General features: G+C 65.8%; 19 protein-coding genes, 1 other RNA gene and 1 riboswitch. Of the genes, 10 read left to right on the top strand and 10 right to left on the bottom strand.

The annotated features are described in order from the left end of the window. Window positions 1–4: 4 nt before the first annotated feature. The 6 genes from AB7F10_RS02145 to AB7F10_RS02120 all read right to left on the bottom strand — a co-directional run bounded on the left by AB7F10_RS02145 (window position 5) and on the right by AB7F10_RS02120 (window position 4819). The gene (locus AB7F10_RS02145; RefSeq protein WP_428557922.1) at window positions 5–487 is read right to left on the bottom strand and encodes an N-acetyltransferase family protein; all 483 of its coding nucleotides are present in this window, start codon (window positions 485–487) and stop codon (window positions 5–7) included. Beyond that, on the bottom strand, window positions 484–1278 hold the full coding sequence (locus tag AB7F10_RS02140; protein WP_428557923.1) for a thymidylate synthase: 795 nt from the start codon (window positions 1276–1278) through the stop codon (window positions 484–486). Before AB7F10_RS02140 ends, AB7F10_RS02145 begins: the two co-directional genes overlap by 4 nt. A gap of 268 nt (window positions 1279–1546) precedes the next feature. Beyond that, entirely contained in the window at window positions 1547–3109 is a 1563-nt protein-coding gene (locus tag AB7F10_RS02135) for a tripartite tricarboxylate transporter permease (RefSeq protein ID WP_428557925.1), read from the bottom strand. Between the two features lie 13 nt (window positions 3110–3122). Next, on the bottom strand, window positions 3123–3620 hold the full coding sequence (locus AB7F10_RS02130; RefSeq protein ID WP_428557926.1) for a tripartite tricarboxylate transporter TctB family protein: 498 nt from the start codon (window positions 3618–3620) through the stop codon (window positions 3123–3125). 87 nt (window positions 3621–3707) lie between these two features. Further along, entirely contained in the window at window positions 3708–4238 is a 531-nt protein-coding gene (locus AB7F10_RS02125; protein ID WP_428557927.1) for a chromate transporter, read from the bottom strand. Beyond that, window positions 4235–4819, bottom strand: coding sequence for a chromate transporter (locus tag AB7F10_RS02120; RefSeq protein WP_428557928.1), 585 nt, complete (start codon window positions 4817–4819; stop codon window positions 4235–4237). The genes AB7F10_RS02125 and AB7F10_RS02120 overlap by 4 nt, the downstream gene beginning before the upstream one ends. Window positions 4820–4945: 126 nt before the next feature. Here AB7F10_RS02120 and AB7F10_RS02115 point away from each other — a divergent pair, with 126 nt between their 5' ends. The 6 genes from AB7F10_RS02115 (at window position 4946) to AB7F10_RS02090 (ending at window position 8599) form a co-directional block, all read left to right on the top strand. Beyond that, the gene (locus AB7F10_RS02115; RefSeq protein WP_428557930.1) at window positions 4946–5335 is read left to right on the top strand and encodes a YccF domain-containing protein; all 390 of its coding nucleotides are present in this window, start codon (window positions 4946–4948) and stop codon (window positions 5333–5335) included. Window positions 5336–5381: 46 nt separating this feature from the next. After that, window positions 5382–5757: a transfer-messenger RNA gene (gene ssrA / locus AB7F10_RS02110) on the top strand. Between the two features lie 164 nt (window positions 5758–5921). Further along, window positions 5922–6494, top strand: coding sequence for an SspB family protein (locus tag AB7F10_RS02105; protein WP_428557931.1), 573 nt, complete (start codon window positions 5922–5924; stop codon window positions 6492–6494). Window positions 6495–6500: 6 nt separating this feature from the next. Then, complete coding sequence (gene fumC, locus AB7F10_RS02100) at window positions 6501–7922, top strand: class II fumarate hydratase (protein ID WP_428557932.1); 1422 nt, start codon at window positions 6501–6503, stop codon at window positions 7920–7922. A 210-nt stretch (window positions 7923–8132) separates the two neighbouring features. Continuing rightward, window positions 8133–8339, top strand: a complete 207-nt coding sequence (locus AB7F10_RS02095; RefSeq protein ID WP_428557933.1) for a DUF4169 family protein — start codon at window positions 8133–8135, stop codon at window positions 8337–8339. Then, window positions 8336–8599 (top strand): ribbon-helix-helix domain-containing protein, encoded by a 264-nt coding sequence (locus tag AB7F10_RS02090; protein WP_428557934.1) that lies wholly within the window; start codon window positions 8336–8338, stop codon window positions 8597–8599. Before AB7F10_RS02095 ends, AB7F10_RS02090 begins: the two co-directional genes overlap by 4 nt. Window positions 8600–8608: 9 nt before the next feature. Here the strand turns inward: AB7F10_RS02090 and AB7F10_RS02085 are convergent, their stop codons facing one another. After that, the gene (locus tag AB7F10_RS02085; RefSeq protein ID WP_428557935.1) at window positions 8609–12205 is read right to left on the bottom strand and encodes an AsmA family protein; all 3597 of its coding nucleotides are present in this window, start codon (window positions 12203–12205) and stop codon (window positions 8609–8611) included. A gap of 140 nt (window positions 12206–12345) precedes the next feature. After that, entirely contained in the window at window positions 12346–13764 is a 1419-nt protein-coding gene (locus tag AB7F10_RS02080) for an FAD-binding oxidoreductase (protein ID WP_428557936.1), read from the bottom strand. A 147-nt stretch (window positions 13765–13911) separates the two neighbouring features. Here AB7F10_RS02080 and AB7F10_RS02075 point away from each other — a divergent pair, with 147 nt between their 5' ends. The 4 genes from AB7F10_RS02075 (at window position 13912) to AB7F10_RS02060 (ending at window position 18406) form a co-directional block, all read left to right on the top strand. Continuing rightward, a complete protein-coding gene (locus AB7F10_RS02075) occupies window positions 13912–14415 on the top strand; it encodes a thioesterase family protein (RefSeq protein WP_428557938.1) in 504 nt (167 codons plus the stop codon). A 39-nt stretch (window positions 14416–14454) separates the two neighbouring features. Further along, window positions 14455–14682: riboswitch (cobalamin riboswitch) on the top strand. 117 nt (window positions 14683–14799) lie between these two features. Then, on the top strand, window positions 14800–16752 hold the full coding sequence (locus tag AB7F10_RS02070; protein WP_428557939.1) for a TonB-dependent receptor plug domain-containing protein: 1953 nt from the start codon (window positions 14800–14802) through the stop codon (window positions 16750–16752). 18 nt (window positions 16753–16770) lie between these two features. Beyond that, a complete protein-coding gene (locus AB7F10_RS02065) occupies window positions 16771–17796 on the top strand; it encodes a DUF6925 family protein (RefSeq protein WP_428557940.1) in 1026 nt (341 codons plus the stop codon). A gap of 76 nt (window positions 17797–17872) precedes the next feature. Further along, on the top strand, window positions 17873–18406 hold the full coding sequence (locus AB7F10_RS02060; RefSeq protein ID WP_428587087.1) for a hypothetical protein: 534 nt from the start codon (window positions 17873–17875) through the stop codon (window positions 18404–18406). A gap of 85 nt (window positions 18407–18491) precedes the next feature. Here AB7F10_RS02060 and AB7F10_RS02055 read toward each other — a convergent pair whose 3' ends face one another. Together AB7F10_RS02055 and AB7F10_RS02050 are read right to left on the bottom strand one after the other, a co-directional pair. Next, a complete protein-coding gene (locus AB7F10_RS02055; RefSeq protein ID WP_428557942.1) occupies window positions 18492–18671 on the bottom strand; it encodes a DUF1328 domain-containing protein in 180 nt (59 codons plus the stop codon). Window positions 18672–18793: 122 nt separating this feature from the next. Beyond that, entirely contained in the window at window positions 18794–19981 is a 1188-nt protein-coding gene (locus tag AB7F10_RS02050; protein ID WP_428557943.1) for an ABC transporter substrate-binding protein, read from the bottom strand. Window positions 19982–20060: the final 79 nt, after the last annotated feature.

The following is a 20060-nucleotide window of genomic DNA, read 5'->3' as shown; positions in this document are numbered from 1 at the left end:
CCGCCTACCCCCGCGCCGCCAGCGTCTTCAGCGCGTCGCCGGTGACGCGGCAGATCTTCCACTCATCGAGGATCGCGGCGCCGAGCGACTTGTAGAAGGCGATCGACGGCGCATTCCAGTCGAGTACCGACCATTCGAAGCGCGTCCATCCCTTCTCGACGCAGCGTTTGGCCAGATTGACCAGCAACGCCTTGCCGATGCCGCAGCCGCGATGCGAAGGGCGCACGAACAAATCCTCCAGATAAATGCCATGCCGGCCGCGGAACGACGAGAAATTCATGAACCACAACGCGAAGCCGCACGGCTCGCCATCCCACTCCGCGATGTCGCAGAACACCCGCGGCTCGGCGGAAAACAGCGCCCGCGAAAGCGAGGCTTCGGTGGCGTCGACGTCGCCAAGCAATTTCTCATACTCCGCCAGCTCCCGCACCAGAGCGAAAATCAGCGCGGCGTCATCGGGACGCGCCGGCCGCACAACGACGCTCACACCGCGACCTCGGCCTTGATGTGCGGATGCGGATCGTAGCCTTCCAGGCGGAAGTCCTCGTAGCGGAAGCCGAAGATGTCCTTAACATCCGGTTTCAGATGCATCGCTGGCAGTGCGCGCGGCGCGCGCGACAACTGCAAATGCGCCTGCTCGAGATGGTTGAGATAAAGGTGGGCGTCGCCGAAGGTGTGGACGAAGTCGCCGGGCTTGAGGTCCGTCACCTGCGCGACCATCAGCGTCAGCAAGGCGTAGGATGCGATGTTGAACGGCACGCCGAGAAACACGTCGGCCGAACGCTGATAGAGCTGGCAGGATAGCCGCCCCTCCGCGACGTAGAACTGGAACAGGCAGTGGCACGGCGGCAGCGCCATTTTGTCGACGTCGGCGGGATTCCACGCCGTCACGATCAGCCGGCGCGAGTCCGGGTTGCGGCGGATCATGGCGACGACATTGGCGATCTGGTCGATGGTCGAGCCGTCGCGCGCCGGCCACGAGCGCCACTGATGGCCGTAGACGGGTCCGAGGTCGCCGCGCTCGTCGGCCCACTCGTCCCAGATGCGCACGCCGTTGTCCTGCAGGTATTTGACGTTGGTGTCGCCGGCGAGGAACCACAGCAGCTCGTGGACGATCGACTTCAGGTGCAGCTTCTTGGTGGTCAGCAGCGGGAAGCCGGCCGACAGATCGAAACGCATCTGGTGGCCGAACACCGAGCGGGTGCCGGTGCCGGTGCGGTCACGCTTTTCCACGCCCTCGGCGAGGATGCGTTCCATCAGCTCGTGATACTGGCGCATATCTCCGCCGCGTCTGCTGCCGTTTTTGGTTTGTCGCGTTTTCCTAACGCGAACCGGCCGTCGCCAGCCGAAGCCGGCTATGGCCGCCGAAGGCCCGGACCCACTTCGCTGGAAAACACTCCGGTCGAGTCGAAAGATGGGGAAGTTTACCCCTCCCGGCAACCGGGACGCAGAGGCTATTCACGGACGAATAAGGGCGGACCCGCTCCTCGGCCGCCCCAAGCGGCGGCCGGGCCTCTGCTTTATGGCGAAAAGCGCCGCGGAGCCGTCACTCCTCGACAAAGACCTCTTCGCGGCGCTTGCGGATCGACGGCAGCACGGCGAGCGCCAGAAGGCCGACCGCGATCGCCAGCAGCACCGCCGAAATGGGCCGGGTGACAAAAACGCTGGCGTCGCCGCGCGCCAGCAGCATGGCGCGGCGCAGGTTTTCCTCCATCAACGGCCCGAGCACGAAGGCCAACACCAGCGGCGCCGGCTCGAAGTCATGCTTCGACAGCCAGTAGCCGAACAAGCCGAAAGCCGCGGAGATGATGACGTCGGTCGGCGCGTTGTTGATCGAGTAAATGCCGATGCAGCAGAACACGACGATCGACGGGAACAGCAGGCGATACGGCACCCGCAACAGGCGGACCCACAGTCCGACCAGCGGCAGGTTGATGACGATCAGCATCAGATTGCCGAACCACATCGAGGCGATCATGCCCCAGAACAGGTCGGGCTGTTTGATCATCACCTGCGGGCCGGGAATGATGCCCTGAATGGTCATGGCGCCGACCATCAGCGCCATCACCGCATTCGGCGGGATGCCGAGCGTCAACAGCGGAATGAAGGTGGTCTGCGCCGCGGCGTTGTTGGCGCTTTCCGGCGCGGCGACGCCTTCGATCGCGCCGCGGCCGAAGCGTTCCGGATTTTTGGAAATGCGCTTCTCGAACGTATAGGCGGCGAAGGAGGCAACGACCGCGCCGCCGCCCGGCAGGATGCCGAGCAGCGAGCCGAGAATGGTGCCGCGCGCAATCGCGCCCGATGAATCGATCAGATCCTGCCGGGTCGGCATCAGGCCGGTGATCTTGGTGCGGACGAGCTCGCGGCTCTCCGCCGACATTTCCAGATTGCGGATGATCTCGGCAAAGCCGAACACGCCCATCGCCACGTTGGTGAAGCCGATGCCGTCCGACAGTTCGACGAAGCCGAAGGTCATGCGATCGACGCCGGTTTCGATGTCGGTGCCGACCATTGCCAGCAGCAGGCCGAGCACGATCATCGCCACCGCTTTCAGCACCGAACCGCGCGCCAGCACGACGGCGAAGATGAGGCCGAGCGTCATCAGCGCGAAATACTCCGCCGGGCCGAACATCAAGGCCACTTGCGTCAACGGCGCGCCGAGCGCGGCGACGAGAACGGTCGCGACGCAGCCGGCGAAGAACGAGCCGATCGCGGCGATCGACAGCGCGGCGCCGGCGCGGCCCTGCTTGGCCATCTCGTGACCGTCGAGACACGTCGCCACCGATCCTGCTTCGCCGGGTATGTTGACCAGGATCGAGGTCGTCGAGCCGCCATACTGCGCGCCGTAATAAATGCCGGCGAGCATGATGAGCGCGCCGATCGGCGGCAGGCCGAAGGTGATCGGCAGCAGCATGGCGACCGTCGCCACCGTGCCGATCCCCGGCAGCACGCCGATCAGCGTGCCGACCAGCGCGCCGATCAGGCAGAAGATGAGGTTGATCGGAACATTGGGAACGATGAGTTGAGTGCCGAAGAAATTGAGCTTCCAGTCGACCAGCTGGAAGACCACCTGCACGCCGAGCCCGAGATTGCCGAAAAGTTCCTGCATGATGGTCCCCCGCCTAGTTCAAGACCGTGGGCCAGAGATCGAACGGCAATTCCAGGAGATAGTGAAAGATCAGAACGCAAAACGCGGTCATCGCCGCGGCGGCGATCAGGCTCTCGATCAGGCGCATTTCGCGCGAGCCGAAGATCGCGATCATGAACGTCAGGTAGGTGGTGACGACCAGACCGAAGGACCGGATCATCACCGCGAAGCCGAGAATAGAGACGACGACGAGGAGCGGACCGCGTATCGCGTAACGCTCGATCGTCGGTCCGTCGGCAAGCAGGCCGGAGACGGCAACCCAAAGTCCGATGAGTGCAAGCAGACTGGCCGCGATGCGGGGCGCGGTGCCGGCGCCGAACTGGAAGCCTTCCATGCCGGACAGGTCGCGGCTTGCGTAGAAAGCGATCAACGCGATCGCGACCATCACCACTCCGCCCCAGAACTCACGCGGCGCACGGATCTTGAATTGGAAACCCGATCCGTTCGCGGAGGTTTGTCCCCCGTCGGCCATTAGACGTCCTCCCTGCCCCACTATTCCCCGCGTCCGTCCCTAGCACGGCCTCATGAGTGCCGATAGTGAGCCCCAGAGATACCGTCGTCAGAGCCCGCCTGCCAACCCCAGAATCGCACCGCCGGCAAATACCCAGAGCGGATTGAAACGTCCGGTATATCCGGCAATGGCCGCGGCGAGCGCGACGGCAATTGCGACCGGGCCGGGATTGGCGGCGTCGGCCACGACATAGACGCTCGCCGCCATCAACCCGAGCGCAACGGGAACGAGTCCCGCCTGAATTGCGATCCGCCATTTCGCTGTGCGAAAGCGATCCCAGATTCGCGTCATCACATAGGCCGCGACGCATGTCGGCCCGACCATCGATCCGGTCGCCACCAGCGCGCCGGGAAGTCCGGCGACATGAAAGCCGATCAGCGCCACGATCATCACGTTCGGACCCGGCGAAACCTGCGCGATCGCGAAGACGTCGGAGAACTGCCGGTCGCTCATCCAGTGCATGATGTCGACGGCGACGCGATGCATTTCCGGGATCGCCCCATTGGCACCGCCGATTGCGAACAGCGACAGGATCGCGAAGTTCACCATCAAGGATGTCAGAGGACTGTCGTCGTTCACGGCCGCACCCAGGCAAGCGCGACGCTGATCGGCGCAAGCACGATCGCCACCAGCGGCAACGACCAGTGCATGAGACCGATCGCGACAAATGCGAGCACCGCGATCACCGGCGACCAATGCAGGCCGCGAGCGAACAACGGCTTCGCCATCTTGATCATGGTCGCGATCATCAGACCGATCGCGGCGGCCAGAATGCCGGTCAGCATCCGGCCGATGACGTCCGCGCCGCCGTAGCTGTCGTAGAGCCACGCAAGGATCGTCACGATCACGAGCGGCGGCCCCATCAGGCCGACGAGCGTGACGATCCCGCCCGGCGCGCCGCCGAACCGCGTGCCGAACACCACCGAGAAATTCACCACATTGGGTCCGGGCAGAAACTGCGCCAGCGCGAAGGCTTCATTGAACTCCTCCGCCGTCATCCAGCGCTTCTGATCGACAATCTTGCGCCGCGCCCAGGGCAAGGCGCCGCCGAAGCCGGACAGCGAGACCATGACGAAGGCGAAGAACAGTTCGGTCAGGCTCGGCCGTGCCGCCGGTTGATCTGATCCCGCCGGTTGAGTCGATGAGGTGGAACTGGACATGCGGGACGGCTTTTCAATTTTTCAATTGAGCACCGTGCGGAACGGACTCCGCCCGGCCTGTTCGCCTGCTAGACTATCGGACGACGACGAGGCAAGAGCCAACCAAGAGCCAATCGGGAGCCAGCGATGTCGCCAGTGAGTCTGCTCCTCAATGTACTGTGGATCGTCTTCGGCGGGATCCAGATGGCCGCCGCATGGCTGATCGCCGCCGTCGTCATGGCGCTGACCATCATCGGAATTCCGTGGGCCCGTGCCGCGTTGACGATCGCCCTCTACACTTTACTTCCGTTCGGCCACCGCGTGATCGAGCAGCCGTCGGGGATCGGCGCAGGCCCGCTCGGTTTCATCGGCAACTTCATCTGGCTGGTGCTGGCCGGGTGGTGGCTCGCCCTTGGTCACCTGCTGGTCGCCCTGCTCCTTGCCGTGACGATTGTCGGCATCCCGTTCGCCTGGGCGCATCTGAAACTCGCCGGATTGTCGCTCTGGCCGGTCGGCCGCACCGTCGTCAGCGCCTGAAAAGGCCCGGTCCCGGCTTTCCAACCGGCTGAAAACCCTCCGCGGCGCTCTTTTTTCGTCAAGGTTTGAGGACTATATTCAACCCGCCGGAGCAATCCGGCTATGGCGATAAACGGGCGTCGTAATAAACCCATCGGACCCGGGGGCAGTACCCGGCGGCTCCACCAGTGTCGCTCACGGAACGCGGGTTCCGGAGCGGCGGGCGACAGTGGCGGGGCCGAAATAGGATCGACGAGGGCGTAAAGGGCGTGCTTTTGCTCGGCATGGTTCCGCCGTTATCGGGCCATTCCATAGTTGCCAACGACAACTATGCTCCGGTTGCTCAGGCTGCGTAACGCAGTCTGAAAGACCGACTTAAAGCCCTGACGGGTTAAGCTCCGGCAGGCGGGGTTCGGAGGCACCTGGCAACAGAAGCCTCCACTTCCATCTTTCGCCGCATTGCGCTTTTCACATAAGCGTACCGGCCGGGCCGCGTGACGGAATGTTGACATGCCCGAACAACCGCCCCGCCGGGGGATGGCTTTCGGCCATGAGGGCGCTAGCATCGTCCCTCGCGAATCTCTGAACCGGAATGACCGGACTGCCGATGGCTGACCAGATCCGATACGACCTCTTGACCCAGAAAGCGCTGCGCGGCGTCGTGCGCAGCGTGCTTGCCGACGCGGTGAAGAAGGGCCTGCCCGGCGAACACCACTTCTACATTTCCTTCGACACCCAGGCCGACGACGTAAAGCTGTCGCAGCGCCTGCGCGCGCAGTATCCGCAGGAAATGACGATCATCCTGCAGCACCAGTTCTGGGATCTCACGGTCGACGATGACGGCTTCGAGGTCGGCCTCTCCTTCGGCGGCGTGCCGGAGCGGCTCGCCGTGCCGTTCGACGCGATCAAGAGCTTCTTCGATCCGTCGGTGCAATTCGGCCTGCAGTTCGAGGAAATCGTCGAAGGTCAGGAGAACACGCCGGCGGCGCCCGCCCCGGCCGCGGAGGCCGGACCCCGCCGTCCCCTGCCGCAGACCGCGACACCGGGCACACCGGTTCAGTCCGCCAAGAAACCGGTGCCGGCGCCGGCCAATCCGCCGACCGAGATCGCGCCGGAGCCCGCGCCTCCCGACAACGGCAGCGCGCAGGTGGTCCAGCTCGACCGCTTCCGCAAGAAGTAGCCGCCGGTGGCGCGCGCCCGCAAAAGCCGCAAGGTTTCATCGCGCACCCGCATCGAGAGCGACGCCTTCGGCGACATCGCCATTCCTGCCGACCGGCTGTGGGGCGCGCAGACGCAACGCTCGCTGGAGAATTTCCGCATCGGTACCGAGATCATGCCGATCGCGATCGTCCACGCCTTCGGCATCATCAAGCAGGCGGCCGCCGAGACGAACCGCGATCTGAAATCGCTCGACGCCCGCCGCGCCGCCGCGATCATGCGCGTCGCCCGCGAGATCGCCAATGGCAATCTCGACGCGGAATTCCCGCTCAAGGTCTGGCAGACCGGCTCCGGCACACAGACCAACATGAACGTCAACGAGGTGATCGCCAACCGCGCCAATCTCGCGTTCGGCGGCAAGCTCGGCGCCCGCGCGCCGGTGCATCCGAACGATCACGTCAACATGAGCCAGTCGTCGAACGACAGTTTCCCGACCGCGATGCACATCGCGGCCGCGACCGACATCGTCTATCTGCTGCTGCCGGCGCTGGCGCATCTGCACGAAGCGCTCGACCGCAAAGCCAGGGAGTTCGCAAAGATCGTCAAGATCGGCCGCACCCACACGATGGATGCGACGCCGCTTACGCTTGGCCAGGAATTTTCCGGCTATGCCGCGCAGGTGAAGGCGAGCCTGCATCGCGTGCGGCTCGGCCTGAAGGAGCTTTACCCTCTCGCGCAAGGCGGCACCGCGGTCGGCACCGGCCTCAACGCGAAAAAACAATTCGCGGCGACGTTCGCGAAGCGCGTGGCGAAGATTACCCGCCTGCCCTTCGTCAGCGCGCCCAACAAGTTCGAGCATATGGCGGGCCACGACGCCTATGTGTTTGCGCACGGAGCGATCGCCGCCGCCGCGACCGCGCTTTTCAAGATCGCCAACGACATCCGCTTCCTCGGCTCGGGGCCGCGCTCGGGCTTGGGCGAGTTGATCCTGCCGGCCAACGAGCTTGGCTCCTCAATCATGCCGGGCAAGACCAACCCGACGCAGAACGAGGCGCTGACGATGGTTTGCGCCCAGGTGTTCGGCAACCAGACCACGATCATGACCGCCGGCTCGCAGGGCCATTTCGAGTTGAACGTCTACAAGCCGGTGCTCGCCTTCGCGATGCTGCAGTCGATCCGGCTGCTCGCCGACGCGGCGCGGTCCTTCACCGACAATTGCGTCGCCGGCATCAAAGCGAACGAGGTCCGCATCAGGGAACTCACCGAACGCTCGCTGATGCTGGTGACCGCGCTGTCGCCGCACATCGGCTACGACAAGGCCGCGCAGATCGCCAAGGCCGCGCATGCCAACGGCACGACGTTGCGCGAGGAGGCCATCCGCCTCGGCTTCGTCTCGGCGCGGGATTTCGACCGCATGGTGCGGCCGGACAAGATGACCGGCCCGCGCTGAACGGCGTTCGGAGACGAATTTTGCTCTGCGGGCGCGAAATGCCCGCTTTTCGGTACGAATTTGCCGCCGGTGCGGCATTAAGCGCCGATCACCGAACCGTGTGTTGTACGGACCCGGAATCGGCCCCAATTCTTGGGCATACAAGCGGTAACTTTTCGTCGTCAGCGGCGGTGCGACGGAATAATCGACGATTTGCGGTGATTATCTGTTATGGCCGACATCATCAATCTGCGGACCGCCCGCAAACAGGCGGAACGGCAAAAGAACGAGAAACAGGCGGAAGCGAACCGCCTGGCGCACGGTATTTCGCGGAAGGATCGCGCCCGGGCCGACGCCGGCCGCGAGGCGGCCGACCGCCTGCTCGACGGGCATCGCCGCGACGACAGCAGCAACGACACCGGTGGGGGCGCAGCATGAAGTCCCCTGTCGTGAAACGCTCGATCGTCATCGCAGGCCACAAGACCAGCGTCAGCCTCGAAGAGGCGTTCTGGAAGGGCCTGAAGGAGATCGCGGTGAGCCAGGGCACCACGCTGTCCGATCTCGTCGCCTCGATCGACAAGGGCCGCAAGCAGGGCAACCTGTCGTCGGCGATCCGGCTCTTCGTGCTGGATCACTACCGCGCGCTGGCCGGCCTGCCGCAGGACGACCGCCGCAACGAAACCCGGCTCGCCGGCTAGCTCAATCGATTACTGAGATGCGGGCGCGAGCCCGAGCGGCGGCGCGCTTTGCGCGCGCGGCGCGGGCTTCCCCTTCGGGGCCGGCGCGGGCGCGATCGTCATCGGCGGCGGCAGGCTCGGCGCGGCGGCGGGCGGGACGCTCGGCGCCATGATCCGTTCGGCGTCCATCTTGGCGCGCTCGGCCTGCGCTTTCTCGTTCTCTCTTTCCTCAGCGCGCCGCGCATCCTCTCGGGCGCGTTCGGCTTCCAGCTTTTTCAGCTCGCGGGCGTGACGCTCGATCGCTTTCATGGTGAGCCAGCCGGTCAACGCCGAGGCGTCGATCGAGCGCAGCGGCGCCGCGGCCGGCCCGCGCAAGGCGACGAACAGATTGGGCCGCATGCCGGACTCGACCGCGCCGGATAGCGCGATGCGGGCATCGATGCTGCCGTCGTTGAGATCGAAGCGGCCCGACAGCGAGGCATCGGCGCCCTCCGCCTGCAGGCTGACATTGTTGACGCGCAACTGCCCGGCGCTGAGCGAAATATCGGCCTGCGCCTTGCGGACGCTGAGATTGCCGGCGTCCAGCGCACGCCCGGCCAGATTGGCGAGTTGCTTCGCGTCGGCCTTGGCATTGTCGGCGGCGTCCGCCACCGCTTCGAACACGCGCGGATCGAGCCCCGCGAGCCGGGCATCCTCGAGCGTGATGACGCCGCTGCCGTTGAGCGAGCCGATCAGCGTCGCCGGGCTCAGGCCCGATCCTTCCGCCGTCAGCGTCAGACCGAGCCGGCCCGCGACCGGCGCACGCACCGCGCCCGGCGTCAGCGAGGCGGCATCGACGCCTTTCAATGCGAGTTTCGCTTCGGCGGCAAGCCCCTGCACGCCGCGCCGCAGCTTCAGCGCACCGTCGAACTGGCCGCCGGCAAGCCGCCCGCTGACGTTATCCAGCGCGAAGGTTTTGTCGTCGAAGCGCACCGCCGCTGAAAAGCCCCGCAACTGCCAGTCCGGCGTCAATCGCGCCACCGGCGCATGGATCGCAATGCTGCCGCTGTAGCCGTCGAGTTGCGGCGCGCCGAACGGGTCGCCCGGCCACGACCACCCTGCGCCGGTCGCCAGCTGCGGCGGGAACCCGGCGCCGGCCGCGACCAGCGCCGCCACGTCGATGCTGCCGACATTGAGATCGCCCGACACCTTGCGCGCCGTGCCGCGCTCGACCGCGAGGCGGCCGCGCACCGAATGCCCGGCGATCGTGCCGGCAATATCGTCAAACCGCACCGCCGGCCCGGCGACGGCAACCTTCGAGGTCAACGCCACCGGCAGCGGCTCGGCCAGCATCGCCAGTCCGCCGCGCAGGCCCGAGAGATCGGCGCGCGCCACCTTGAGTGTCATCGAGGCTTTGGCCGCTTTCGTCTCGCCGCCCAGCGGCGACGCCATGCGGCCGTCGAGCGCGATATCGACATCCTTCGCGGTCCAGCGGCCGGCGAGCGTCACGTCTTTCGACGAACTGCCCGAGGCGTCGAAGGTCAGTTGCCCGACTCCCCGCGCCGTCGCGAGCAGATGATCGAGGCCGAGGAAACGCGCCAGCAGCACATTATCTTTGGCGTCAAATTTGCCCTTGATGCGGATGTCGGCGGCGGCCAGCGAGGTGAGCGACACTTGCGGCGCGGCGGTCGTCGCCTGCCCGTCGAGATTGACCGTCAAGGTTCCGGCGGTGCCGGTGACGACGACGCCGGCATTGACGGCGGACGCCGTGCTCTCGACCGTCAGCGTCGATTGCAGCCTCGCCGGCGCCAGCATCGGCGCAGACTCGCGCAAGCGTCCGGCAACCTCCGGCGCGAACTTGCCGATCGCCGCGGTGACCGCGCCGAGGTCGCGCGCATTGAGGTCGAGCGTCACGCGGCCGCCCGGCTTTCCCTCCAGCGCGATGGTGCCGCGCGCGGCGATGCTCGCGCCGCCGAAGTCGGCGACCGAGAGCTTGTCGAGTTCGAGGCCCTTTTCGCCGACATGCATCTGCAGGCTCGCCTGCTTCGCCTCGTAGCCGGCCATCGTTGCGCGGCCGATATCGAGCGAAAGCGACACCTCGCGCGGCCGTTCGAACGGCCCGCCTTGCGCAAGCGCGGACACGAAGCCCTGCACGGCATCGATGTCGAGCTGCGGCGCCTTCAATTCCGTGTCGAGGCGCGCCGGCTTGCCCGCCGCCGCGAAGTTATAGGCAAGGCGTCCGGTCACGGCCTCGCCGGCAAATTCGGCGCGCATCCCGTCGATCGCGATCCGCGTCGCACCGATGGTGAGATCGCCGCGCGCGCGCATCTGGCGCGGCGACGCCGTCGCGGCGGGCTTGCCGCCCTGAAGCCAGGTCGCCAGCAGGCGCGGATCGCCCGAGGTCACATCGGCAGGGCCTTTGAAGGTCACCGCATTGTCTTCGAGCGCGACGCGGCCGGACAGCCGCACCTGCGTCAGCCCCGGCGCGCGAAACTCGAAACGATCGAGCAGCCAGCCGCCGTCGCGGCTCGACACATCGCCGCGCAGGTTCTGGATCGAGGCGCCACCGAGCGTGATGAGATCGACGCCGACGCCGAGCGACACCGGAAAGTCCGGCTTGATGGCGGCCGCGGCGGTCGCGACGAGCTTGCGGATCAGCACCGCCGGCGGCTCGCCCGGCGCCGCATCGCCGCCGGTCAGCACGCGGTCGAGATCGATCTGCCGTCCCGACATCACGCCATTGAGCCTGGGCCGCGCGCCGAACGTCATATCCGCGGTGCCGAACAGGTGCACCGCGTCCTCGCCCGAGCCGTAGCTGAAGTCGATCTGTTCGAGCAGCGCCTGCTTCTGCGAAATCTTCACCTTGCTGCCGACGCGCCACGGCGGCGTCAGCCCCGCCTTCGGTCCGCCCTGCGCGATGCCGACCGGCCGCGCCACGGTCATCGCGCCCTCGAAGCGCGGCGCAAGACCGGCGAGGAACAGCGTGCCGTCGACTTCCATCGCCATCGCAACGTCGGAGGGATCGACGTTGAGATGCAGCTTGAGAGTACCGTCGCCGCCGTAACGGCCGGCGGTGACGCGATACGGGAACAGCGTGCCGTTATAGCTGAACGCGCCCTCGCCCCTCAGCGGACCGAGCAGCGAACGTACATCGCCGTTGAACCAGATTTTATCCAGCTGCACGCGGTGCGACGACGCGGCGTCGCTCAGGGTCAGCGTGCCGTTGACGATGCTGAGGCGGTCGATCGACAGCGCCTGCGGATCGAAATTGAGCGCGAGGCTCGGCGCCTGCACGCGGCCGCCGGCATCGAGCCCGAGATGGATGCTCGGCCCGGCAAGCCGCATTTCGGCGGCGCGCCACTCGCCGCGCATCAGCGAGCCGAGCGCGAATTCGATGTCCAACGAGTCGGCGCGAATACCGCCGGCATTGGCGCGGCCGATCTCGACATCCTTCAGCGAAATCTGCGGCGACGGCAGCAGCCGGCCGTCGATCTTGCCGTGGACGCGGACGTCGATGCCGGCGAGCCGGCTCGCTTCCTTCTCGAACAACGCGCGGTAATCGTTCCAGTCGACCACGAACGGCCCGACCAGCGCCGTCACCAGCGCCAGGATCAAGGCTATCGCCAGTCCGATCAGGGTTGTCTGCACCGCTCGCTCCGGTCCCGCCCCGGCACGTCAACACACGGCCGCGCACCGGCTCGATAAGTGTACGATATCGTGCCGGTTTTTGGCGGCATTTTCGTGTCGCCTCCCCGGCTTCGTCGCCGCCGGTCGACCCGGCGGCCGCTTCAGTCGACCGCGACGATCTTGCCCGGATTGAGGATGTTCTGCGGATCGAGCGTGCGCTTGATCCCGGCCATCACGTCCAGCACCACCGGCCCGTGCTCGGCCTTGAGGTATTTCATCTTGCCCTGGCCGACGCCGTGCTCGCCGGTCGAGGTGCCGTCCATAGCGAGCGCGCGCTCGACCAGCCGCCCGCAGAAATCCTTGGCGCGGGTCACCTCCGCGTCGTCGTTCATATCGACCAGCAATGCGACGTGGAAATTACCGTCGCCGACGTGGCCGACGATCGGTGCGATGAAACCGGTCGTTGCGATGTCGCGCTGCGTCTCGGCCACGCATTCGGCGAGCCGCGAGATCGGCACGCAGACATCGGTCGCCACGATCTGCGCGCCCTTGCGCAGCGCGAAGCAGGCCATCGCGGCGTTGTGGCGCGCTTCCCAGAGCCGGGTGCGGTCTTCCGCGCGCGTCGTCCAGTTGAACGGGCCGCCGCCGAATTCGGTGGCGATCTCACCGAAGCGCTCGGCCTGTTCTGCGACCGAGGCCTCCGTGCCGTGGAACTCCAGCAGCAGCATCGGCGTCTCGGGCAGATCGAGCTTGGAATAGATATTGACCGCCTTGACCTGCAGCGCGTCGAGCAATTCGATGCGCGCGACCGGAATGCCGGACTGAATGGTCTGGATCGTCGCGTTGCAGCAGGCCTCGACCGAGGGAAACTGGCACACCGCCGCCGAGATCGCCTCCGGGATGCCGGCAAGCTTCAGCGTCAGCTCCGTGATGATGCCGAGCGTGCCTTCGGCGCCGACCAGCAGCCGGGTAAGATCGTAGCCGGCCGAGGTCTTCTTGGCGCGGCGCGCGGTGTCGATCACCTCGCCGTTCGCCAGCACGACCTTGAGCGCCAGCACATTGTCTTTCATCGTGCCGTAGCGCACCGCATTGGTGCCGGAGGCGCGCGTCGAGGCCATGCCGCCGAGCGAAGCGTCGGCGCCCGGATCGATCGGGAAGAACAGGCCCATGTCGCGCAGATGCGCGTTGAGCGTCTTGCGGGTGATGCCGGGCTGAACGACGCAGTCGAGGTCCTCGGCATGGACCGCGAGCACCTTGTTCATGTCGCGGAAATCGACCGAGACGCCGCCACGCGGCGCGTTGACGTGTCCTTCGAGCGAGGAGCCGGCGCCGAACGGAATGATCGGCACGCCATGCTTCGCGCAGATGCGCACGATCTGCTGCACTTCCTCGGTCGATTGCGGAAAGACGACGGCGTCCGGCGGCTCGTTCGGCAGCCAGGTGATCGTGTTGGCGTGCTGCTCGCGTACCGCCTGCGAGGTCACGACCCGGTTGCCGAAGGCGGCGGTGAGTTCGCCGAGCGCCGCCGACAGCGCCTGCGCCTCCGGTTTGCCGTGAACCGCCTTGACCGCGACCGTCATCGAACGTCTCCGCACCCGCTTATTCCAAACATGCGCGGACCGTGGCCCCGAACCCGCAAGGGGTCAAGGGCGGCGCGGCCGGCCCGCTGGACCGCGGCTTTGCCGCCGGCCTAGATTACGGTTCGTTCCGCCCACGCCCGACCCGCCATGCCCGACATCCTGCATCCGATCCCCGCGCCTTTCGTGTCGTCGCTGATGACGGTCGAGCCGCAATGGATCGACTACAACGGCCATCTCAACATGGCCTATTACAATGTGCTGTTCGACCGCGCCGTGGACGAAGCCTATGAGGCGCTCGGCATCGGCCTGAGCTATCTCAAGCGCACCAACCATTCGACCTTCACCGCCGAGATCCACGTCCGCTATATCCGCGAGATCCACGTCCACGCGCCGGTGCGGGTGTCGTTCCAGCTGATCGATTTCGATGAGAAGCGCATCCACTATTTCGAGGAGCTGCGCCACGCCGAGGAAGGCTGGCTGTCGGCGACCTCGGAAAACATGACGCTGCACGTCGACATGGGCGCCAAGAAGGTCGCGCCGTTCTCGGCGGACACCATGAAAGCCTTGGCGGCGATGAAAGAAGCGCACGTCAAACTGCCCTTCCCCGACGGCGCTGGCCGCAAAATCGCGATGCCGGCCAAAGGCCGATAGCCGCTGTCCCGCCGGGCGATTGACTCGCCGTCAGCCGGTTCCTAACCTGATCGTGACGGTTCCCCTCGGGGATCAAAAGGGAACGCGGTGCAGGCGGGCGTGATCATGTGTTTCGGCACATGCGCGCGGCCGACGATGCCGCGGCTGCCCCCGCAACTGTAAGCGGCGAGTCTTCCGTCATTACGCCACTGGGAACTCGGGTCCCGGGAAGGCGACGGACGACAGCGACCCGCGAGCCAGGAGACCTGCCGTCAGCCGTGGTCACACGCGGACATACTGGTCGGGGCGTACCGGTAGTAGCCGAACCAATCGTGCCTTCGGGCCGTGCGGGGAGACTTCGTTCGCGGTGACGTGCCACCAGGCGTGTTACCCGAGGAGTATCCCATGCGGTCCGCCAGTTTCCTTCCCGAGCCGCGTCACGCGCGGCTTGCTTGCCTGCTTGCGTCGTCTTCCTTCGTCTCCGTCCTGCTGATCGGCCTTCCCGTCACGGCATCCGCGCAGGAGTCCGCCGTCGCGCTGCCGACCATCAATGTCGACAGCCCGACCGGCATCCCGACGCCGATCGACAAGATCGCCAATTCGATCACCGTCATCACCGGCGCGGAGCTTGAACGCGACCAGCGCCGCACCGTGCCGGACGCCTTGCGCACCGTGCCGGGCCTCAACGTCGTCCAGAGCGGCGGCCCCGGCGGGCAAACGTCGGTGTTCATGCGTGGCATGGAAGCCCGGCACGTCAAGGTGCTGGTCGACGGCATCGAGGTCAGCGACCCGAGCACCAATGTCCGCACCTACGACTTCGGCCAGTTGCTGACCGGCGACATCGAACGCATCGAGGTGCTGCGCGGGCCGCAAAGCGGCCTCTATGGCTCGGACGCGATGGGCGGCGTGATCTCGATCACCACCAAAAAGGGCAAAGGCCCGCCGAAAGTCACCGGCATGGTCGAAGGCGGCTCGTTCGGCACCTTCAACCAGAACGCCAGCCTCAGCGGCTCGCAGGTGCAAGATACCGGCGCGAACGTCAACTACGCCTTCAACGTCCAGCACTTCCGCACGACCGACACGCTGGTGACGCCCGAGCGCATCGTTCCGGCCGGCCAGCGCGTCATCAGCGACTACTACGACAACAAGACCTACTCGACGAAACTCGGCGTCGACTTCGGCGACTATGTCACGCTGAACCAGGTCGCCCGCTATACGGACTCCGAATTGCGCTACGGCGGTGGCGCGCCGGGCAACGCCCGGCAAAGCACGCAGAACGTCCACCAGTTCTTCAGCCGCAGCGAAGCCGTCGTCTCGACATTCGACGGTCGCTTCAAGAACTATTTCGGCTTCAATTTCAGCGACCACTGGAACTGGAACAGCTTCGCCGGCGGCGCGCCGACCGTGAACAAGGGCGAACGCTACAAGGTCGACTGGCGCGGCGTCGCGCAGATCATGCAGGGGCAGACGCTGGTGCTCGGCCTCGAACACGACCGCGAAACGCTGGAGACCTCATCCACCAATGCCGAGAACGGCAACAAGGCCGGCTACGTCGAATTGCAATCCGAATTCGCGCAGCGGGTTTTCCTGGTCACGAACATTCGCCACGACATCAATGACCGCTTCGGCGGTCACACGACATGGCGCGTCGCGCCGGCGGTGATCGTGCCGGGCACCGAAACCAAACTGAAGGGCAGCGTCGGCACCGGCTTCAAGGCGCCGACATTGAGCCAGATGTTCGTCAACTTCCCCGGCTTCCCGCCGTTCTTTCCCGCCTTCTTCGGCAATCCCAACCTGAAGCCGGAAACCAGCGTCGGCTACGACGCCGGTTTCGAGCAGCCGCTGTTCAACAACCGCGTCCGGTTCGGCGTTACCTACTTCCACAACGACATCGAAAACCTGATCACCGCCAACGCGGCCGGCACCACCAACGTCAACATCAACAAGGCGAAGACGTCCGGCGTCGAGAGCTTCGTTGCGGTGACGGTCACCGAACGGCTGACGCTGCGGGCCGACTACACCTATACGGACGCCTTCGACGAAACGACCGACCAGCAACTGCTGCGGCGGCCGCGGAACAAAGGCAGCGTCTCGGCGGTGTGGACGCCGGTCGATCCCCTCACCTTGTCGGCCACGCTCGTCTCCGTCGGCCGCTGGAAGGACGTCGACCGGGTCACCTTCGCCCGGATGGATCAGGGCGGCTACACCACGATGAATTTCGCCGCCAATTACAAGGTCAACGAGAACGCCACGGTGTTCGGCCGGATCGACAACCTGTTCGACGCCCGCTATGAGAATCCGAACGGCTACGAACAGCCCGGATTCGGCATCTTCGGAGGTGTCCGGATCTCCAACTGATGGAGCAAAATCCGGACCTTGAGCGCACAAGGCGACATCGTGGCAATCCTGGCGCAACAGGCCTCCGATCCGGCGACCGGCTGGAGCCTCGGCGCATTCGGCGCGATCGCGGAGTTCACGCGCGACGCCGGTGAGCCGGCAGCCATCGAGGCGGCGGGCGGCACGCTCGCCGTCTCCACCGGCCGCGGCGCACTTCGCCTCGCGGCGGTGGAGGGTCTGCGCCTGTTCGCCTCCGAAACCACCACGCGCGAAAACTGGAACCAGCGCGTCTCGCTCTGCCTGCCGGAGCGGGACAGCGCCATGAGCCGCCGCGCCGTATTGACCGAACTCGGTCCCGATGTGGACGCGATCCGTCCGCAGGATCGCGGCGATATCCTGTTCGACCTCGGCCTCGACACGCTGCAGACCGATGCCTGCGTGCGCATGCCGCGCGAGGCCACCGAAGCGCTGCGCGCCTGCTGCGGCCGGCCCGCCTTCGCGCCGGACAGTCCGGCGATGCACATTATCCTCGCGGCCAACCCGCATCGCGTGTTCGTGAGCCGCGCCGGCCGCGCCGAGGTGTTCCAGCCGATCCCGCCGCCGCACGGCAAGAGCCCGGAAGGCCCGCATACCCATGTGCTGCCGAAGCTGCTGAAACTCGGCCGCACCCATGCGGCGACCGAGGCGGTGCCGGACGGCTTCGTACCCTGCGCGCATTTCTATCCGGCCAATCCGGTGAAGGACGCGATGGGCATGCCGCATGCTTTCGTGCCGGCGCATCACGACGCCTTTCAGGCGCTGCTCGGCCGCTTCGGCGACGGCGCGCTCGTCGCGCTCAAGCACCGCATCGCCGGCGCGATCGCCGCCGGCGAAAACCCGCATGCCTTCGCCGTGCCGGACAGCCGCCTCGCCCGCACCGCGGTCCGCGTCGCGCTGCGCCAGCTTGCAGCGGCCGGCGGAGCCTCGCCTGCCCTCGCGGCGTGGCAGGCGATCCACGATCCGCGGCAGAACGCCGACGATGCCGACGACGAAACCGAGGGCAACGGCACCCCGCCCCATCATTGACCGAATGACCATGGGTCGTGGCCGTGCATTTCCGGCCGATCCGGTCTAAAATGCTTCACGAACAGGAGTCATGACGATGCTGAAAGCCATTTCCGGAAACCCGTCGCTCTCGCTGACGCTGCTGCTCATCGCGGCCTGCGCCTCCGCGAGCCTGATCTTCGCCTGCGCGACGCCCTTCGTGGCTTTCGCGGTGATCGCCGCGGCGCTGCTGCCGCTGCGCCAGGCGCTCGTGACCATGCTCGTCGTGTGGCTCGCCAATCAGGCGATCGGTTTCGGCATCCTCGGTTATCCGCGGACCTTCGACGCCGCCCTCGCCGGCCTGTTCATTCTCGGCGCGATGATCGCTGCGACCATCGTCGCGGAGCGCGTTTTCCATGCGCTCGCCAGCCTGGGCCGGCTCGCCACCTATCCGCTGGCTCTGATCGCGGCCTTCGCCGTGTTCGAGGTGCTGCTGCTCGCGGTGACGCCGCTGACCGGCGGCGCGGAAACCTTCGCGCTCGGCATCGTCGGCCAGATCGCCTTCACCAATGCCGTGTGGCTCGCGGGCCTTGTCGCCATCGTCGAGGTCGCCCGCACCGTCGGCGCGACGCAGCACTCCGCGACGCGCTGACACTCAAAAACCGAAAAACGGCAACGCCGGTGCCCGAGGGCACCGGCGTTTTTTATTGAATCGATTTATGCCGGCGGCTCCGCAATCACGGAGGCGGCGGCGCGCGGCCGCGCACCAAGCTGAACACCAGCGAGATCAGGAACAGCACCAGCGCGACGAAAAAGATGATCTTGGCGAATTCGAATGAAAGACCGGCGATGCCGCCGAACCCGAGAACCGCGGCAATCAGACCGATAATCAGAAATGTGACGACCAATCCGAACATGATTTTCACTCCAAAATAGCTCGCGTCAGATGTTAACTGCCGAAGGCGGAACAAAGTTCCCAAATAAATTCGGCCCGGCAGCGCTTCCGCCGCCGGGCCGATTATCGTGAAGGCGTGCCGGCCTATTTCAGCTTGCACTCTTTCGCGTAGGAGTCCGCGTTGTTCGAGAACACTTTCTCGACAATCGAGGTCCAGTATTTGCCATCGGCGCGCTTGACCACCTTGGTCAGATAGAAATCCTCGATCGGATAGCCGTTGACGTTGAACTTGAACGGCCCGCGCACCGACTCGAAGTTCGCCTTGCGCAGCGCCGCGCTCAGCGCCTTGATGTCCGAGGTCTTGCCGCCGGTCGCGGTGACGGCGCTGTTGATCAGCTTTGCGGCGTCGTAAGCCTGCATCGCGTAGGACGCCGGAATCGCCTTGTAGGCTGCCTCATAGGCTTCGACGAACTTCTTGTTCGCCGGCGTGTTCATGTCCGGGGCCCAGGTCAGCGCGCCGAAGATGCCCTCGGCCGCGTCGCCGAGCGCCGGCAGGGTCGCCTCGTCGGCGGTGAAGGCCGACAGCACCGGCAGCTTGCCCTTCAGGCCCGCCTGATTGAACTGCTTGATGAGGCTGATGCCGAGACCGCCCGGCATGAAGGTGAACAGCGCGTCGGGCTTCTGCGCATTCATCTTCGAAATCTCGGCCTGGAAGTCGAGATTGTTCAGGGGCACGAGCGATTCCTCGACGATGGTGCCCTTGTAGGTGCGCTTGAAGCCGGCGAGTGCGTCCTTGCCGGCCTGATAGTTCGGCACCAGCGCATAGACCTTCTTGTAGCCCTTGTCGGTCGCGACCTTGCCGAGCGCTTCGTAGATCTGGTCGTTCTGATACGACGTCACGAAGAAATTCGCGTTGCAGTGCGAGCCGGCAAAGGCCGACGAGCCTGCATTGGTGCTGATGAGGATCTTGCCGGCATCCATCACCGGCTTGTGCACGGCGGCAAGGACGTTGGAGAAGATCGGCCCAACGACGATGTCGACCTTGTCGCGGTCGAGCAGCTCCTTCACCTTCTGGATGGCGACATCGGGCTTCAGCGTGTCGTCGGCGATGTGAAGCTCGACCTCCTTGCCGCCCATCTTGCCGCCCAGTTCCTTGACGGCGAGTTCGAACGCATTCTTCGACTGCTGGCCGAGCACGCTCGGCGGCCCGGACAATGTGTAAATGAGACCGATCCTGATCTTGTCCTGAGCGGACGCACCCGTCGCGAGCAGGCCGAAGGCCGCCGCCGCGACAGCACCCCGAACCAGCAAACTCCTCACAAATCCCGCCATAACCCGTCCCCTTTTTGTCACGTTAAGACATTGTGTCCCGCCGGATTTGGCGGGTCAAACAGCGATGGCGGCGTTGACC

It is taken from the genome of Pseudolabrys sp. (genome assembly GCF_050250095.1).
Taxonomy (GTDB): domain Bacteria; phylum Pseudomonadota; class Alphaproteobacteria; order Rhizobiales; family Xanthobacteraceae; genus Pseudolabrys.
The sequence above is the reverse complement of the archived record's forward strand: the minus strand, read 5'-3'. Positions and strand labels throughout refer to the sequence as shown.